The organism is Aeromonas sp. R2-2, from assembly GCF_040908355.1.
Lineage (GTDB): Bacteria > Pseudomonadota > Gammaproteobacteria > Enterobacterales > Aeromonadaceae > Aeromonas > Aeromonas veronii.
Genome location: NZ_JBFODQ010000075.1, coordinates 83669 through 99916, shown reverse-complemented (window position 1 = coordinate 99916; position 16248 = coordinate 83669). Strand labels below are relative to the sequence as shown.

Annotated in this window: 15 protein-coding genes and 1 tRNA gene; 3 read left to right on the top strand and 13 right to left on the bottom strand. The window is 59.2% G+C overall.

Features of this window, described 5'->3' with window-relative positions; all coding sequences use genetic code 11:
• Positions 1–232: 232 nt before the first annotated feature.
• From AB5Z09_RS16250 to AB5Z09_RS16240, 3 genes are all read right to left on the bottom strand, one after another.
• On the bottom strand, positions 233–907 hold the full coding sequence (locus tag AB5Z09_RS16250; protein ID WP_127007303.1) for a 7-cyano-7-deazaguanine/7-aminomethyl-7-deazaguanine transporter: 675 nt from the start codon (positions 905–907) through the stop codon (positions 233–235).
• A 159-nt stretch (positions 908–1066) separates the two neighbouring features.
• Positions 1067–1354 (bottom strand): DUF3630 family protein, encoded by a 288-nt coding sequence (locus tag AB5Z09_RS16245; protein ID WP_193860912.1) that lies wholly within the window; start codon positions 1352–1354, stop codon positions 1067–1069.
• 10 nt (positions 1355–1364) lie between these two features.
• Positions 1365–2792, bottom strand: a complete 1428-nt coding sequence (locus AB5Z09_RS16240; protein ID WP_368195732.1) for a YdiU family protein — start codon at positions 2790–2792, stop codon at positions 1365–1367.
• 105 nt (positions 2793–2897) lie between these two features.
• Between AB5Z09_RS16240 and AB5Z09_RS16235 the strand changes: the two genes are divergently transcribed.
• Entirely contained in the window at positions 2898–3200 is a 303-nt protein-coding gene (locus tag AB5Z09_RS16235; protein WP_127007298.1) for a cytochrome c, read from the top strand.
• Between the two features lie 67 nt (positions 3201–3267).
• Here AB5Z09_RS16235 and recQ read toward each other — a convergent pair whose 3' ends face one another.
• Positions 3268–5103 carry an ATP-dependent DNA helicase RecQ gene (gene recQ, locus AB5Z09_RS16230; RefSeq protein WP_042081697.1) on the bottom strand — a complete coding sequence of 612 codons (1836 nt, stop codon included), beginning with the start codon at positions 5101–5103 and terminating at the stop codon, positions 3268–3270.
• Between the two features lie 133 nt (positions 5104–5236).
• On the opposite strand from recQ, the gene AB5Z09_RS16225 reads away from it, so the two are divergent.
• Both AB5Z09_RS16225 and AB5Z09_RS16220 read left to right on the top strand, forming a co-directional pair.
• A complete protein-coding gene (locus AB5Z09_RS16225; protein WP_005355465.1) occupies positions 5237–5701 on the top strand; it encodes a thioesterase family protein in 465 nt (154 codons plus the stop codon).
• A 124-nt stretch (positions 5702–5825) separates the two neighbouring features.
• Positions 5826–6353 (top strand): hypothetical protein, encoded by a 528-nt coding sequence (locus AB5Z09_RS16220; RefSeq protein ID WP_005356927.1) that lies wholly within the window; start codon positions 5826–5828, stop codon positions 6351–6353.
• A gap of 280 nt (positions 6354–6633) precedes the next feature.
• Here the strand turns inward: AB5Z09_RS16220 and AB5Z09_RS16215 are convergent.
• The 9 genes from AB5Z09_RS16215 to AB5Z09_RS16175 form a co-directional block, all read right to left on the bottom strand.
• Positions 6634–6710, bottom strand: a tRNA-Pro gene (locus AB5Z09_RS16215).
• A 155-nt stretch (positions 6711–6865) separates the two neighbouring features.
• Positions 6866–7570, bottom strand: coding sequence for an MOSC domain-containing protein (locus tag AB5Z09_RS16210; RefSeq protein WP_368195731.1), 705 nt, complete (start codon positions 7568–7570; stop codon positions 6866–6868).
• A gap of 45 nt (positions 7571–7615) precedes the next feature.
• The gene (locus tag AB5Z09_RS16205; RefSeq protein ID WP_031227712.1) at positions 7616–8458 is read right to left on the bottom strand and encodes an ABC transporter permease subunit; all 843 of its coding nucleotides are present in this window, start codon (positions 8456–8458) and stop codon (positions 7616–7618) included.
• Positions 8458–9363, bottom strand: coding sequence for an ABC transporter permease subunit (locus AB5Z09_RS16200; protein ID WP_005340703.1), 906 nt, complete (start codon positions 9361–9363; stop codon positions 8458–8460). The genes AB5Z09_RS16205 and AB5Z09_RS16200 overlap by 1 nt, the downstream gene beginning before the upstream one ends.
• Positions 9360–10514 carry a polyamine ABC transporter ATP-binding protein gene (gene potA, locus AB5Z09_RS16195; protein ID WP_005340704.1) on the bottom strand — a complete coding sequence of 385 codons (1155 nt, stop codon included), beginning with the start codon at positions 10512–10514 and terminating at the stop codon, positions 9360–9362. Before potA ends, AB5Z09_RS16200 begins: the two co-directional genes overlap by 4 nt.
• A gap of 78 nt (positions 10515–10592) precedes the next feature.
• Positions 10593–11678, bottom strand: coding sequence for a polyamine ABC transporter substrate-binding protein (locus tag AB5Z09_RS16190; protein WP_005355476.1), 1086 nt, complete (start codon positions 11676–11678; stop codon positions 10593–10595).
• 119 nt (positions 11679–11797) lie between these two features.
• Positions 11798–12895 (bottom strand): extracellular solute-binding protein, encoded by a 1098-nt coding sequence (locus tag AB5Z09_RS16185; protein ID WP_005340709.1) that lies wholly within the window; start codon positions 12893–12895, stop codon positions 11798–11800.
• Positions 12896–12948: 53 nt separating this feature from the next.
• Positions 12949–14310: an aspartate aminotransferase family protein gene (locus AB5Z09_RS16180; RefSeq protein ID WP_139433466.1), complete on the bottom strand. Its 1362-nt coding sequence runs from the start codon at positions 14308–14310 to the stop codon at positions 12949–12951.
• A 186-nt stretch (positions 14311–14496) separates the two neighbouring features.
• Positions 14497–15828 carry a glutamine synthetase family protein gene (locus AB5Z09_RS16175; protein WP_013723370.1) on the bottom strand — a complete coding sequence of 444 codons (1332 nt, stop codon included), beginning with the start codon at positions 15826–15828 and terminating at the stop codon, positions 14497–14499.
• Positions 15829–16248: the final 420 nt, after the last annotated feature.

Genomic DNA, 16248 nt, shown 5'->3' with positions numbered 1-16248 from the left:
TTTTTATGCCTGCAACTTGCTGAAAAATGACAAAAAAAGAGGGCCAGATAAACTGGCCCTTAACTGGAAGCAATGTGAGCAATGTCGTGCCTTCACAAGAAGTCCATCACGTTGGAACGAATGAAGTCTTTCCCGGAAAACAAGTTAACAATAATCATTCTCATTTGACTAAGCAAGCGCTATTTGCAGAAAGTGCAAAAAAATTGACCACCGCGAAGGGTGGTCAATCTGGTCAGGCTTGCCGGGTGGCCGCTTGCAGGCTGGATAATCCGGCCTCGCCCACCAGCTTGCGGCTGAGGTAGCGCAACAAGACACCGTAGAGCGGCACGAACAAACCAAGACTTATCAGCAACTTGAATACGTAATCGACGGTTGCGATCTCGACCCAGTGCTCTGCCATGAAAGGATCTGTCGTGCGCCAGAAGGCCACACTGAAGAAAGCGATGGTATCAACCAGATTACCAAACAGGGTGGAGGCCGCAGGTGCAATCCACCACTGCTTGAGCAAACGCAGCCGGTTGAACACCACCACATCCATGAACTGCCCTACCAGATAGGCCATAAAGCTGGCCAGCGCGATACGCGCTACGAACAGGTTGAACTCGGCCAGATGACCAACGCCCTGGAAGCTCCCTTCAAAGAAGAGTACGGAGAGCGCATAGGAGACCGCCAGTGCTGGCAGCATCACGGTCTGGATAATCTTGCGCGCCAGACCGGCACCGAAGATCCGCACCGTCAGGTCAGTGGCGAGGAAGATAAACGGGAAGCTGAACGCACCCCAAGTGGTGTGGAAGCCAAACACGGTGATCGGCAGCTGCACCAGATAGTTGCTGCTGGCAATGATCAGAATGTGGAACAACGACAGGCGAACGAGCGCCGTTTGGTACTGCGCAGGGGTCAGATTCATCTTGTGACCTTTTTGGTTAATGGGGTTAGGGAACCCATATCGCCACCATTGGCGATAATCGAGGGGCAGGATTATACGCCCCAAAACCGATAGTTCAATCTTTATGCGATTACGCTTGTCCAGGTTGGCCAGCGGCAGAACAGGCCTTGTGGGCGATAGTCACGCCTTGTGCTGTCTGGCGAGCCAGAGCAGTGCCTCCCGATCCGCCGGGCGCACCGCCTCCAGCCAGCAGCCGCTGTAGTGTTCATACTCCAGCCGAAACTGGCTCCCTTCAAACTCCAGCAACCAGCTATGGCGGTCGGCCCCCGCATCCTGCTCGAGCGGCTGCAGCTCCCACTCTCGCAGCAAGGCCTGCGCCAACAGCGGAAACATGTCCCAGTCGAGAGCCGGACAATCCAGCGTCACTACGCCAGCTTCGCTATCTACCTGTTTGATTTGCCAACTCATGCCCAATCTCTCAGCTGCTGCAGGAGAGCTCACCCCCGCAATACCATGCCGGAGTCGGGGTGGCGAGATCCTCATATTCGGGTTGTTCATCATAGGGGTGCCGCAGGGCGGCGAACAGCCGCTCGAACGGCCGCATATCCCCTGTGTCGGCGGCGTCGATCACCTGCTGGGCCAGCGCATTGCGCAGCACATACTTGGGATTGATGGCATCCATCTGCGCCTTGCGCACGGCATCCTCGCTGCCTTCGCGCATTAGCCGCGCCCGATAGCGCTCCAGCCACTCCTGCCAAACACCAGGTTCAGACAACAGGGCCAGCAGAGACGCAGGCCACGCCCCCTCTTGCGTTACCTCACCGAGACGACGAAGGAACAGGTGGTAATCCACCTTGTGGGCCGCCAGCAACCGGAACAGCTCGCGGAACAGAGCCGGGTCATCCTCCTCCCACACTGCCAGTCCGAGCTTGGCCCGCATCAACTCGGAGTAGTGCAACATCAGCTGCTGCTCGTACTGGGCCAACGCTGCAGCCAGCGCATCACCGTCTACATGGCCAGCCAGCGCCTGCGCCAGTTTTTGCAGATTCCAGTAACCGACCGCAGGCTGCTGATCCAGCGCGTAGCGGCCCGCCGGATCCGAGTGGTTGCAGACAAAGTCCGGCACATAGGCATCGATAAAGCCGTAGGGGCCGTAATCCAGCGTCAGGCCGAGCAGCGACATGTTGTCGGTATTCATTACCCCGTGACAGAAGCCCGCCGCCTGCCATTTGGCAATCAGCCGCGCGGTGCGGCGCACCACTTCGGCAAACAGTTCGGCACCACTCTCCTGTTCGGGGAAGTGGTGGCGCAGCAGATAGTCGATGAGTGGCGGGATCTTCTCTCCCTGCCCGCTCCAGGCGAAATACTCGATATGGCCGAAGCGCAGATGGCTGGGGGCGGTGCGCAGCACGGTCGCTCCCGTCTCCACCTGCTCGCGGTAAACGGGCTCCTGACTCCCCACCAGCACCAGCGCCCGGGTGGTCGGTATGCCGAGGGCATGGAGCGCCTCGGAGGCGAGATATTCGCGAATGCTGGAGCGCAGCACGGCGCGGCCGTCACCAAAACGGGAGAACGGCGTCTTTCCTGCTCCCTTCAGGTGGAGATCCCAACGCTGACCATCCGGCGCCAGCTGCTCACCCAGCAGCAGCGCGCGACCATCCCCAAGCCGGGGGCTATAACCCCCGAACTGATGGCCGGCATAGACCTGCGCTACCGGTTGCATACCGGGCAGCACTTTTCCCTCGCCACAACAGGCGATCCAGTCAGCCTCGCTGATGCCTCCCAGCCCCAACTCATCCAGCAAAGCCCGGTTGAGATGAAGCAACCGGGGTTGCTGCAGCGGCTGGGGGACCACGGGTTCACAGGCCCAGGGCAACTCGGTCGCAAAAGTGTTGATCAACTTCATGGTTGTGCCATTCGTCCCTGCGTATGCTCGTGTCACTCTTTATACTGCCGTCAGCCATGCTTGCGCTAACTGGCGACCATCATTTTTCAATTCAAGGAGAAGAAGATGCAAAAATGGGTATATGCCCTGCCCTTGCTGGCACTGGCGTGGGGTCATCAGGCCAAGGCTACAGATATCGAGGCAGGCAAAGCCAAGGCGGCGGTCTGTGCTGCCTGTCACGGCGTGGAAGGCAAGGCGATGATCCCCAACTATCCCCATCTGGCGGGTCAGAATGCCGCCTATCTGGTGAAACAGTTGAAAGCGTTCAAGGATGGCACCCGCAAAGAGCCCTTGATGGACCCCTTCATGGCGCCGCTGACCGATGCGGATATCGACAATCTGGCCGCCTTCTACGCCAGCCTGAAATAACCTCGCGTCTGAACCCAGGTTCTTCCGAGCCGCGCTTACCGTGGTCGATTAGGCTGCCTAATCGACCCTAACGACGGCAGTAGTCGATGATCAGGTCCATAAAGGCTTCACCGAAGCGTTCCAGCTTGCGGTGACCGACGCCGTTGATGGCCAGCATCTCGTCTTCAGTCATCGGCATCAGTTGAGCCATCTCAACCAGGGTCGCATCGTTGAACACCACGTAGGGCGGCACCTCTTCATCCTCGGCAATCTGCTTGCGCAGGCCGCGCAGCTCCTTGAACAACCGCTTGTCATAGTTGGCATTGTCGAGCAGACCGTTGCGCTTCTCCTTGCGGCTGGAGATAGGCTGCAGTCGGGGCACCGCCAGCTCCAGCTTCACCTCGCCACGCAGCACGGGGCGAGCTGCTTCGGTCAGCTGCAGCACCAGATTGCGAGTGATGTTCTGGGTCAGCAGCCCCTTGTGGATCAGCTGGCGGATCACGCTCATCCAGTATTCATGGCTCTGATCCTTGCCGATGCCGTAGGTCGAGAGCTTGTCGTGGCCGTGATCCTTGATGCGCTGGTTCAGCGAACCGCGCAGCACCTCCACCACATAGCCCACCCCGAAATTCTGCCCCACCCGCCAGACGCAGGAGAGCGCCTTCTGGGCATCTTCAGTGCCGTCATAGCTCTTGGGCGGATCGAGACAGATATCGCAGTTGCCACAGGGCTTGTCGTTGTACTCGCCGAAATAGTTGAGCAGCACCTGACGACGGCAGGTCTGCGCCTCGGCAAACGCCGCCATCACGTTGAGCTTGTACTGCTCCACCTGCAACTGCTGCGGGTTCTCGATGTTGTCGAGCAGGCGGCGCACCCGGCCGATATCGGCGGGATCGTAGAGCAGCAACGCCTCGGCGGGGGTGCCATCGCGACCGGCGCGGCCGGTCTCCTGATAGTAGGATTCGATGTTCTTCGGAATGTCGTAGTGCACCACGAAGCGCACGTTGGGCTTGTCGATGCCCATACCGAACGCCACCGTTGCCACCACTATCTCGATATCATCCTTGAGGAAAGCATCCTGGGTCTGCTGACGCTGCTCGAGCGGCAGCCCCGCATGATAGGGCGCGGCCTTGCAGCCGTGGCGGGATAACCGCTCGGCCACCTCCTCCACCCGGTTGCGACTGGAGCAGTAGACGATGCCGCAGTTGCCCTTCTGGCTCTGCACGTAACGCAGCAGCTGCTCGGCCGCCTTGAACTTCTCCACCAGGCTGTAGCGGATATTGGGGCGATCGAAGCTGGCAGTATGAATAAAGGGATCGTTGAGCTCCAAACGGTGCAGCATGTCGCTGCGGGTCGCCTCGTCGGCAGTGGCGGTCAACGCTACCACCGGCACCTGCGGGAACCACTGCTTGAGTCGCCCCAGCGCCGCATACTCAGGCCGGAAATCGTGGCCCCACTGGGAGACACAGTGCGCCTCGTCGATGGCGAACAGCCCGAGCGGCAGCTCGGCCAGCCGATCCATAAACTCGTGCTGCAACAGTCGTTCGGGGGAGACATAGACCAGCTTGATCTCGCCGCGGCGCATGGCGGCGAAGTTCTGGATCATCTCCTCCCGACTGAGGGCCGAGTTGATGTAGACCGCCGCTACACCGTTGGCGCGCAGGCTGTCGACCTGATCCTTCATCAGCGAAATAAGGGGAGAGACCACCACACCGAGCCCGGGCCGCAGCAGTGCCGGGATCTGATAGCAGAGCGACTTGCCGCCGCCAGTGGGCTTGAGCACCAGTGCATCGCGCCCCGCGACGATCTGCTCGATGATTTCGAGCTGACCCGGCCGAAACTGCTGATAGCCGAAGACCGCCTGCAGCAGGGCAAGCGGACTCTCTGGCTGAGGATCTGGCAGGGTTTCGGCAATCGCGGTCATGGGCTCTCCTTTGGGGTCGCCATTCTAAAGCAGCCGCCGCCCACAATAAACCTGCCATTGCGACTGTTAAGGAACTGTTGCAGACTGGCTGGAGTTTTTACTCGGCTTTGATGACAAGGATTGGGATCAGAGAATGAAACAGATGCTCAAGAAGATGGCGCTCAGTGGCATTGCCAACCTGTTTGCCGAGAAGATGCCGTTCAACAAGCTGATCGGCATGCAGGTGACCCACTACGACTTCGACAAGGTGGAACTGCGCATCAAGATGGACGAGAAGCTGATCGGCAACCCTTTCCACAACATCCTGCACGGCGGCGTCACCGCCACGCTGCTGGATGTGGCGGGCGGCATGATAGTCGCCGCCTCCTGCATCGACGAGCTGGAGGAGTTCTCCCCCAGCTATCTCAAGGAGCGCTTCGCTCGCCTCGGCACCATAGATCTGCGGGTGGATTACCTGCGCCCGGGACGCGGCAACGAGTTTATCGCCACCGCCCACATCATCCGGGCGGGAAGCAAAGTCGCCGTAGCCCGGATGGAGCTGCACAACGAAGAGGGCACTCACATTGCCTTCGGCACCGGCACCTATCTGGTGGGTTGAACCAAGTTAGTGCATAAAAACCACGCGGCTAATCCACTTTTAATCATTAGATTCCTTACCCCCTCTGGCCGAACAAGGTCCATACTGGTAGTCGGGATTGTGTGCAGAGGGAGGATTGCAGGCGATGAGTGCGAAACTGGCCATCAAACCATCCAGAGCCTTGTTGACACAGCTCGAGTCCATGCTCGACGAGGTGCAGACACCCGAGTGTCGCCACTGGTTGGAACAGGAGCTTGAGGGGTATTCTCTCTCCTCACCCCTGCCTTGGTATCGCATCGTTCCCTGTCGGCAACGCGGTCACTTTCTGGATCTGAAAACGGGAAAATATTTGACCTGTCACATCAACAGTCAAACGCTATGCCAACGCGATCTGGCCCAAATTCAGTTCATTTATGCCCGTGAACCCGCCGCCCACTATTTGCTGCAACGCAATTCCGGTATTGAACCCTGGCCAGAACAGCTGCTGGAAGATTATCAGGAGCAGTTGATCCCCGGCCATTTATGCCTGCAAGCTTGGCATGAGCCCGTGATTTCATTACGTGCACAACTGATGGAGGGAATAGAACATTTCATTAGTGAGTACCCCAAGCACGCGGCCTTGCTGCCTCAACACAGTTTCAAGGCTTTGCGGCATCAGCACTGGCATATCTGAGTAAGCGCCTGGCGCGCAAGGAGGGCACCATAGACAAGACACATAGCGAGATTGCCACAATCTAGAGTGCCGGAGTCAGGATCAGACTCCACCGATGGGCCACCGAGCGGTGGCCCTTTTAATGTCTGTGGTGGCCCTTTTAATGTCTGTGGTCTTGCTTCGACCCTGCATACTGCAAGTCAGATCCCTTGGCCAGGTAACAGGTCAGCAGCTAATGAAAAGCCGAGTAACTGGAAGGGAAATGCAAAAAGGCCGCTCTATTGAGCGGCCTTTTCAAATTTGGTCGGTGTGAGAGGATTCGAACCTCCGACCCCTTCGTCCCGAACGAAGTGCGCTACCAAGCTGCGCTACACACCGATGTCTGCGGGACGGGAATTTACCGAAAGCCCTGACCTGACACAAGCCTTTTTTGCATTTTGCAGGAAAAAAAGTGCTGTTCGCTCAACTATTCAGCACTCTTTTCATCCGTTTACCGGGCTGCTGCCAGCTGGTGACATTCCGGTAACCGGCTGTCAGGCAAGGCGCAGGGAGGCTGGCCCCAGCAGACGGCGCTGCCAGTCAGCCACAGTGCCATGCTCCAGCCAGTCGGCTGCATGCTGGCGCCAGTTGGGGGAGAGGGCCGGATTTTCCAGCAACAGCAGCAGGTCGATCTCATTGCGCACCTGATTGAACAGGATATCCGCCGTGCGCTTCACCGTCAGTTCGGGATAGGGTCTGTCTACCAGCTCCATGGCCGTGTCAGGCGCGATCATCCCCTCCTCCAGCACCCGCAGCAGCCAGCCACAACGGCCATTTAGCTGCATCACCTGGGACATCTGGCCATAGCCAAAGCGCTGGTTGAGCTTGAAACAGGGGGATCTCGGCTGGCTGATCTGGATCAGCGCCTCGCCGAGTCGATAGACATCGCCAATGCAGGCTTGCACCTCGGTCAGCCCGATACCGGAGAGGTTCTCGCCAAAGGCGGCAGGTTGCCAAGGTGTGCGTGGCGCAGGCAAGCCCAGCGCGGTTTGCCAGGTCTGCCACCAGAGATAGTGATCGGCAGGATAGTAGTGGAGCGCCCGATCCGGGCCACCGTGGTGGCGCTGGTCACACTGTTCATCTCCTTCCAGACCGGCAAAAGTACAGCGAACTGGTGCAGAGATCGGTTGCTTGTGAATGGCGCTGGTGAGGCCGGGCACCAGCTCGGTGCCACGACCGCTAAAAAGGGAGACCCGCATACTCATCCTCCAGGTTGACGAGAGTAGGCGGATCTTATCATGGCGTCAGACCACGGCCTGCATCTGGGTGGTCATGGCTATCTCGGCGCGACGGCGCTTCTCCGCCCTGGCCATCAGATACCAGCTGCCGAAGGTAAAGAGCGATACCGACAACAGGATCAGGCTGGCCACCGCGTTGATCTCGGGTTTCACCCCGAGCCGCACCGCCGAGAAGACCTCCATCGGCAGGGTGGTGGAGCCCGGGCCGGAGACGAAGCTCGCCAGCACCAGATCATCCAGCGACAGGGCGAACGACATCATGCCGCCTGCCGCCAGCGAGGGGGCAATCATCGGGATGGTGATCAGGAAGAACACCTTCCACGGCTTGGCGCCAAGATCCATGGCCGCCTCCTCGATGGAGAGATCCAGCTCCCGCAACCGCGCCGACACAACGATCGCCACGTAGGCGGTACAGAAGGTGGTATGGGCGATCCAGATGGTCAGCATGCCCCGCTCGGCGGGCCAGCCCACCAGCTGGGCCATCGCCACGAACAGCAGCAACAGCGACAGACCGGTGATCACCTCGGGCATCACCAGCGGCGCCGTCACCATGCCGCCGAACAGGGTGCGACCACGGAAGTGGGGAATTCGGGTCAGCACGAAGGCTGCCACCGTCCCCAGCGCCACCGCGGCGATCGCGGTGTAGAAGGCGATCTCCAGCGAGCGGAACACAGATCCAATCAGCTGCTTGTTGTCGAGCAGGCCGAAGTACCACTTGAGTGACCATCCGCCCCACACCGTCACCAGCTTGGAGGCGTTGAAGGAGTAGATCACCATGATGATCATGGGCAGGTAGATAAACAGCAGCCCAAGCCAGAGCATCAGCTTGGCAAAACCGAAACGTCTCATCATGCCTTGCCCTCCAGCTCTTTGGCCTGGTTACGGTTGAAGAGGATGATCGGAATGATCAGCACCGCCAGCATCACCACCGCCAGTGCAGAGGCGACCGGCCAGTCGCGGTTGTTGAAGAACTCCTGCCACAGCACCTTGCCGATCATCAGGGTCTCCGGGCCGCCCAGCATTTCCGGAATAACGAACTCCCCCACCACCGGAATAAACACCAGCATGCAACCGGCGATAATGCCGTTCTTGGAGAGCGGTACCGTGATCTGCCAGAAACGGGTCAGGTTGCGGGCCCCCAGGTCAGAGGCCGCCTCCAGCAGGCTCTGATCGTGTTTGACCAGATTGGCGTAAAGCGGCAGCACCATGAAGGGCAGATAGGAGTAAACGATGCCGATATAGACCGCCAGGTTGGTGTTGAGGATCTGCAGCGGTTCGTCGATCACCCCGATCCCCAGCAAGACGCTGTTGAGCAGGCCGTTGTTGCTGAGGATCCCCATCCACGCGTAGACCCGGATCAGAATGGCGGTCCAGGTCGGCATCATGATCAGCAGCAGCAAAACGGTCTGGGTCTCCTTGTTGGCCCGGGCGATGGAGTAGGCCATCGGATAGCCAATCAGCAGGCAGAGCAAAGTACTGACAAAGGCCATCTTGAGGGAGCCCAGATAGGCCGCGATATAGAGCTCATCCTCCTGCAGCAGCAGGTAGTTGCCCATGTTGAGCAGAATGGTGAGCTGATTGTCGGCCCAGCTCACCACGTCGGTGTAGGGCGGGATCGCCACATCCGCTTCCGCAAAACTGATCTTCACCACGATGACAAAGGGCAGCAGGAAGAAGAGGAACAGCCAGAAGAAGGGGATGCCGATCACCAGTCGGCGCCCCCCGACCCGCTTCAGTCGTTGCAAGAACTTCATGATTGCAGCACCACGCCGCTGTCATCTTCCCAGTAGAGGAACACCTGGTCATCCCAGGTTGGCCGCTTGCCGTGGCGTTCGGCATTGGCGATGAAAGCCTGAACGATTTTGCCCGAGGGCAGCTGGATGTGATAAACCGAGTGACCACCCAGATAGGCGATGTCATAGACCTCACCCTTGGTCCAGTTGAAGTCCGGGTGCTCGATCTCCTCCGGCTTTTGCAGACTCATCAGCAGTTTTTCCGGCCGCAGGGCGTAGGTCACCTTCTTGTTTTCGGCGCGGGAGCTGATGCCGTGGCCCACATAGATGGGCTGCTCCAGATCGGCGCAGGCGATGGTGGCGTGGTCCTGCTCATCCTCCACCAGCAGGCCGTCAAACAGGTTGACGTTGCCGATAAACTCGCACACCAGCCGACTGGCCGGAGTCTCGTAGATATCCATCGGACTGCCGATCTGCTCGATGCAGCCGAGGTGCATGATGGCGATCCGCTCCGCCATAGTCATGGCCTCTTCCTGATCGTGGGTCACCATGACGCAGGTAACCCCGACCCGTTCGATGATCTCAACCAGCTCCAGCTGCATCTTGGAACGCAGCTTCTTGTCGAGCGCCCCCATGGGTTCATCCAGCAGCAGCAACTTGGGACGCTTGGCCAGGGAACGAGCCAAGGCCACCCGCTGGCGCTGGCCACCGGAGAGCTGATGCGGTTTGCGGCGGGCATACTGGGTCATCTGCACCAGCTTGAGCATCTCTTCTACCCGGGCATCGATCTCGGCCTTGGGCAGGCCATCCTGCTTGAGGCCAAAGGCGATGTTCTGGGCCACCGTCATATGGGGGAACAGGGCGTAGGACTGGAACATCATGTTGATGGGGCGTTCATAGGGGGGCATGTCGGTGATGTCGACCCCGTCGAGGAACAGCCGCCCCTCGGTCGGGCGTTCGAAACCGGCCAGCATCCGCAGCAGGGTCGATTTGCCGGAACCGGAGCCACCGAGCAGGGCGAAAATCTCTCCCTTGTGAATATTGAGAGATACGTTATCGACCGCCAGCGTTTCGTCGAACTGCTTGCTTACCCGATCAATTTTCACCAGCACTTCTTTGCGCTGCTGACTGCCCTCGAGGGCTTTCTTGTAGGCACTGGAGGCTATCGCCATTACCAAACTCCCCAACGTGATACCGGCCTTGCGGCCGATCCATAAAAGCGATTTGGCGCCCCCGAACGGGCACCAAGGTTAGGTACCGGACTTGATCTTGGTCCAACTCCGGGTGATTAGACGCTGTACCGAGCGGGGATGTGCTTCCTGCACATAGAGTCGCTCCAGCACGGCTTGAGGGGGATATACCTCCTCATTGTTGCGCACCGCCTCATCCATAAACTCGCCCGCCCTTGAGTTGGGATTCGCGTAGCCCACATAGTCGCTGACCTTGGCGATCACTTCGGGCTGCAGGACGTAGTTGATGAGAGCGTGCGCCTCTTTGACATTGGTGGCATCGGACGGGATCGCCATCATGTCGAACCAGAGATTGCCCCCCTCTTTCGGAATGCTGTAGGCAATTTTCACCCCCTTGCCAGCTTCATCGGCGCGGGCAGCGGCTTGCAGGATGTCGCCGGAAAAACCGGCCGCCACGCAGATGTCGCCATTGGCGAGATCGCCGATGTATTTGGAGGAGTGGAAGTAGGCCACATAGGGCCGCACCTTGAGCAGCAGCGCCTCGGCCTGCTTGATATCCCCCGTCGCATGACTGTTGGGATCGAGCCCGAGGTAGTTGAGGGCAGCAGGGATCATCTCGTCGGCAGAGTCGAGGAAAGCGACGCCGCAGCGAGAGAGTTTCGCCATGTTTTCCGGTTCGAAGATAGTGGCCCAGGAGTCAATCTTGTCGACCCCCAGCACCGCCTTGATTTTGTCGACGTTGTAGCCGATGCCGTTGGTCCCCCACAGATAGGGCACCGCGTACTGATGACCCGGATCCACCTTGTCGAGCTGCTTGAGCAGCACGGGATCCAGGTTGGCCAGATTGGGCAGCAGGGATTTATCCAGCTTCTGGAAGGCTCCCGCCTTGATCTGCTTGGCCAGGAAATTATTGGAGGGCACCACCAGATCGTAACCGGTCCGCCCCGTCAGCAACTTGCCTTCCAGGGTCTCGTTGGAGTCAAACACGTCATAAACGGTCTTGATCCCGGTCGCCTGCTGGAAATCGCTGAGGGTGGTCTCGCCGATATAGTCAGACCAGTTGTAGAAGTGCAGCACAGGGGCAGCCTGGGCCACATTCGCCAATCCCATGGTCAGCGCTATGGTTAGCAATCTGGTTGTATTCACGGTGTCAGTTCTCCTGTTTCAGTGGTTGACCGTCTGCGCATCCATTCGCGCGGCCCATCCGGATGGATGGCATCACTACCCTCCCGGCCGAACTGCGGACCGGGAGGGGCATTCGTTACTTACTTGCCGGACTTGATCTTGGTCCAGCTGCGGGTCATCAGACGCTGCACCTTGGCCGGCAGATCCGGGAAGGTGTAGATCTTCTGCAGGGTCGCCGCATCGGGGTAGATACCCGGATCGGTGCGGATCGCCTCATCCACCAGCGGGGTCGCCGCCTTGTTGCCGTTCGGGAACTGCACCACGTTGGTGATGTTGGCGATCACCTCGGGCTTCATCAGGTAGTTGATGAAGGTGTGGGCCGCCTCGACGTTCTTGGCATCCGCCGGAATGGCGATCATGTCAAAGAAGCTGCCTGCCCCCTCTTTCGGAATGGTGTAGGTGAGCGCGACGCCATTCTTGGCCTCGGCTGCCCGCGCCTTGGACTGCTGCAAGTCACCGGAGTAACCGACCGCTACGCAAAGGTTGCCGTTGGCCAGATCCGAGATGTACTTGGAGGAGTGGAAATAGGCGGTATAGGGACGGATGGAGAGGAACAGCTCCTCAGCCTTCTTCAGCTCGGCCGGTTTCTGGCTATCCGGTTTGAAGCCCAGATATTGCAGGGCAGCCGGCAGCATTTCGGTCGGTGAATCGAGGAAGGAGACGCCACACTCTTTCAACTTGGCCATGTTCTCCGGCTTGAACACCAGATCCCAGGAGTTGACCGGGGCATCGGCCCCCAGCACGGCTTTCACCTTCTCGGCGTTGTAGGCATAGCCGATGGTGCCCCACAGATAGGGGATGGAGTACTGGTTGCCCGGATCGCTCGGCTCGAGCGCCTTGAGCAGGTCGACATCCATGTTTTGCCAGTTGGAGAGCTTGGACTTGTCCAGTTTCTGGAACACGCCCGCCTTGATCTGCTTGGCCAGGAAGGGGTTGGATGGCACCACGATGTCGTAGCCAGAACTACCCGCCAGCAACTTGGCTTCCAGTACCTCGTTACTGTCGAACACGTCATAGACCACCTTGATCCCCGTCTCCTTCTGGAAGTTATCCAGGGTATCCGGCGCTATGTAGTCGCTCCAGTTGTAGACGTGCAGCACCTTCTCTTCAGCCATTGCTCCGGCACTTGCCATGACCAGAGCCACAGAGGCAGCGATCACTCCTGTTTTGAAAGACATCATCCTTGTCTCCTAAGCAAATTGTATGCGCATGCCAACCTGCCCGACCCACCTCAACCCTTCAGCTTTGCGGCTGTCAGATCCAGACTGCGCCTGGCCAGATCGACCAATTCATCAACCTGTTCCTCGGTGATGACCAAGGGGGGCGATATGATCATGGTATCGCCTACCGCCCTCATCACCAAGCCATTGTTAAAGCAGAACTCCCGGCAAGTCATCCCCGCATTTGCCTGAGCCGGGAAACGCCGGTTGGTCTGCTTATCCTCAACGATTTCCAGCGCGGCGACCAATCCTTTGCCTCGGGTTTCTCCCACCAGCGGATGATCGGCCAGCTCCGCCCAGCGGCGCTGCAAATAGGGGCCGATAGTATCATGCACTCGCTTAACTATGCTCTCTTTCTGCATAAGCTGGATATTGGCCACCGCCACGGCGCAAGAGACCGGGTGACCCGAATAGGTGAAGCCGTGGTTGAACTCCCCCCCCTCCTCCACCAGCCCCTTGGCAACCCGGTCACTGACCATCACTGCGCCGAGCGGCAGATAACCGGAGGTGATCCCCTTGGCCAGACACATCAGGTCCGGCTTGATGCCAAACCCTTCGCTGGCAAACCAGTGGCCGGTACGGCCAAAGCCGCAGATCACCTCGTCGGCGATCAGCAGGATGCCGTAGTGATCGCAGATGCGCTGGATCTCCGGCCAGTAGCTGTCGGGCGGAATGATTACGCCGCCCGCCCCCTGGATCGGCTCGCCGATAAAGGCAGCCACCTTGTCCACCCCCAGCTCCAGAATCTTCTGCTCCAGCTGACGGGCCCGCTCCAGCCCGAAGTCGTGGGCGCTCATCCCCTGCCCCTCACCGAAGTGGTAAGGCTGATCGATGTGCACTATGCCGGGAATGGGCAGACCACCCTGGGCATGCATCCCCTTCATGCCGCCCAGGCTCGCCCCCGCCACGGTAGAACCGTGGTAGGCGTTGTGGCGACTGATGATCACCTGTTTGTCAGGCTGACCCTTGCTGGCCCAGTAGTGGCGCACCATCCGCAGCACGGTGTCGTTGCACTCGGAGCCGGAGCCAGTAAAGAAGACGTGGTTGAGATGGGCTGGCGTCACCTCGGCCAGCAGGGTCGCCAGCTCGATCACCGGCGGGTGAGCGGTCTGGAAGAAGAGGTTGTAGTAGGGCAACTGCTGCATCTGGCGGGTAGCGGCATCCACCAGCTCCTGGCGGCCATAGCCCATATTGACGCACCACAGCCCCGCCATGCCGTCGAGAATGCGTTTGCCCTCGGAATCCTCCAGATAGACGCCGCTGGCCTTGGTAATGATGCGCGAACCCTTCTTGTTCAGGGCCTGAAAGTCGGTAAAGGGGTGCAGGTGGTGGCTGGCATCCAGTTGTTGCCACTCACGGGTTGTCTGCTGCATTTGTTGCTCCTCGGTTCCTTCGATTTGGCAATATTCAGTCGTCAAATAGTCAGGTGGGTAGTCAGGCGGGCTTGCATGCTCGCAGCCACAACCACTCACAGGTGGCTGCCGCCACCTGACTCGCGTTCCGGTCTCTTCGATACAGGGATCGGGGAGGCCGACTCCGGCCCCCCCGTTACAGGGGGATCAGACGTTCAGCAGCAGGAACTCCCGCTCCCAGCGACTGATCACCCCGAAGTAGGTCTCGTACTCTTTGCGTTTGACCGCGACGAAGGCGCGGGTGAAGCGCTCCCCCAGCATCTCCTTGATGGGCTCGCACTGTTCGAGATGGCTGAGCGCCTCTTCCAGCGAGCGGGGCAGGCTGTAGGGCAGGTCATAGGCGCTCGACTTCATCTCCGGCAGCGGCTCCAGCTTCTCCATCATGCCGAGATAGCCACAAGCCAGAGTGGCGGCCAGTGCCAGATAGGGGTTGGCATCGGCACCGGCGAAGCGGTTCTCCACCCGCCGTGCGCTCGGGTCGGAGAAGGGCACCCGCAGGCCGCAGGTGCGGTTCTCGACACCCCACTGGACGTTGCGTGGCGCGCTCTCGCCAAAAGTGAGGCGGCGGTAGGAGTTGACGTTGGGGGCCAGCAGGGCTGTCACCGCTGGGGTGTATTTCTGCAAACCGGCGATGAAGTGCATGAACTGTTCGCTGTTGCCGCCGTTCGGGGTACCGAACAGGTTGTGGCCGTTCACATCTTCCAGACTCTGGTGGATGTGCATGGCCGACCCCGGTTCGTCACTCATCGGCTTGGCCATGAAGGTGGCATAGATGCCGTGGCGGTGAGCGGCCTCACGCATGGTGCGCTTGAACAGGAACACCTGATCTGCCAGATCGATGGCATCACCATGCAGGAAGTTGATCTCCATCTGGGCGGCGCCCGACTCGTGGATCAGGGTGTCCACCTCCAGCTCCTGCGCCTCGCAGTAGTCATACATGTCTTCAAAAATGGGATCGAACTCGTTGACCGCATCGATACTGAACGACTGGCGGGCGGTCTCAGGGCGGCCGTTGCGACCGACCGGCGGCACCAGCGGATAGTCGGGGTCTTCGTTGCGGGTGACCAGATAGAATTCCAGCTCGGGCGCCACCACCGGCTTCCAGCCCTGCTTCTCGTAAAATGACAGAACCCGACGCAGCACGGAGCGCGGCGCGATGTCGATCAGCTTGCCGTTGACGTCGAAACAGTCGTGGATCACCTGTGCAGTGGGCTCCAGCGCCCAGGGGACAAAACGGATGGTGTTGGGGTCAGGATAGAGCTGCATGTCCCGCTCCAGCGGGTCGATCATGCTGTCGTCATCCGGATATTCACCGGTCACCGTCTGGGTGAAAATCACCTCGGGCAGACGCATGCCCCCTTCGCGCAAAAACTTGTTGGCTGGGATGATCTTGCCCCGGGCGTTGCCGGTGAAATCCGGGAACAGGCACTCCACTTCCGTGATGCGATTGCTCTCCATCCAGCCTTTGATACTGTCCATGTTAAACCCCGACTTTACGGTTGCCATTGGCAAGGGTGTCTAATATATGGAACACCCTTGTTATAAAATTGTAATCAACATCACCATAAAAGCCCGCCATCAAGGGCAATGTCAAGCGGGCGTGTTTAAAAAACTATAAATAACGGCGCATATAATGACCAAGGCGGCACCAAATACTAAACACTCAAATCCGTACGAAGCCCCCCCCTCTCGTCGTTGCAAAGGCGATGCCAACAGAGGGTGACGCGGACGCCAGATCCCGACCAATCCCCCACAGGAACGGACCATTTTTTTGCAAGGGCGCACAATCCTTATCCTATTTGCTTTGCTTGGCTGCATTTTTTTGGTACAAGGCCCGCCCTGATTTGCACTCTCTTGCATGAAACAGGTGCAAATCGGGATACAAGGGCTTGGTCTGTA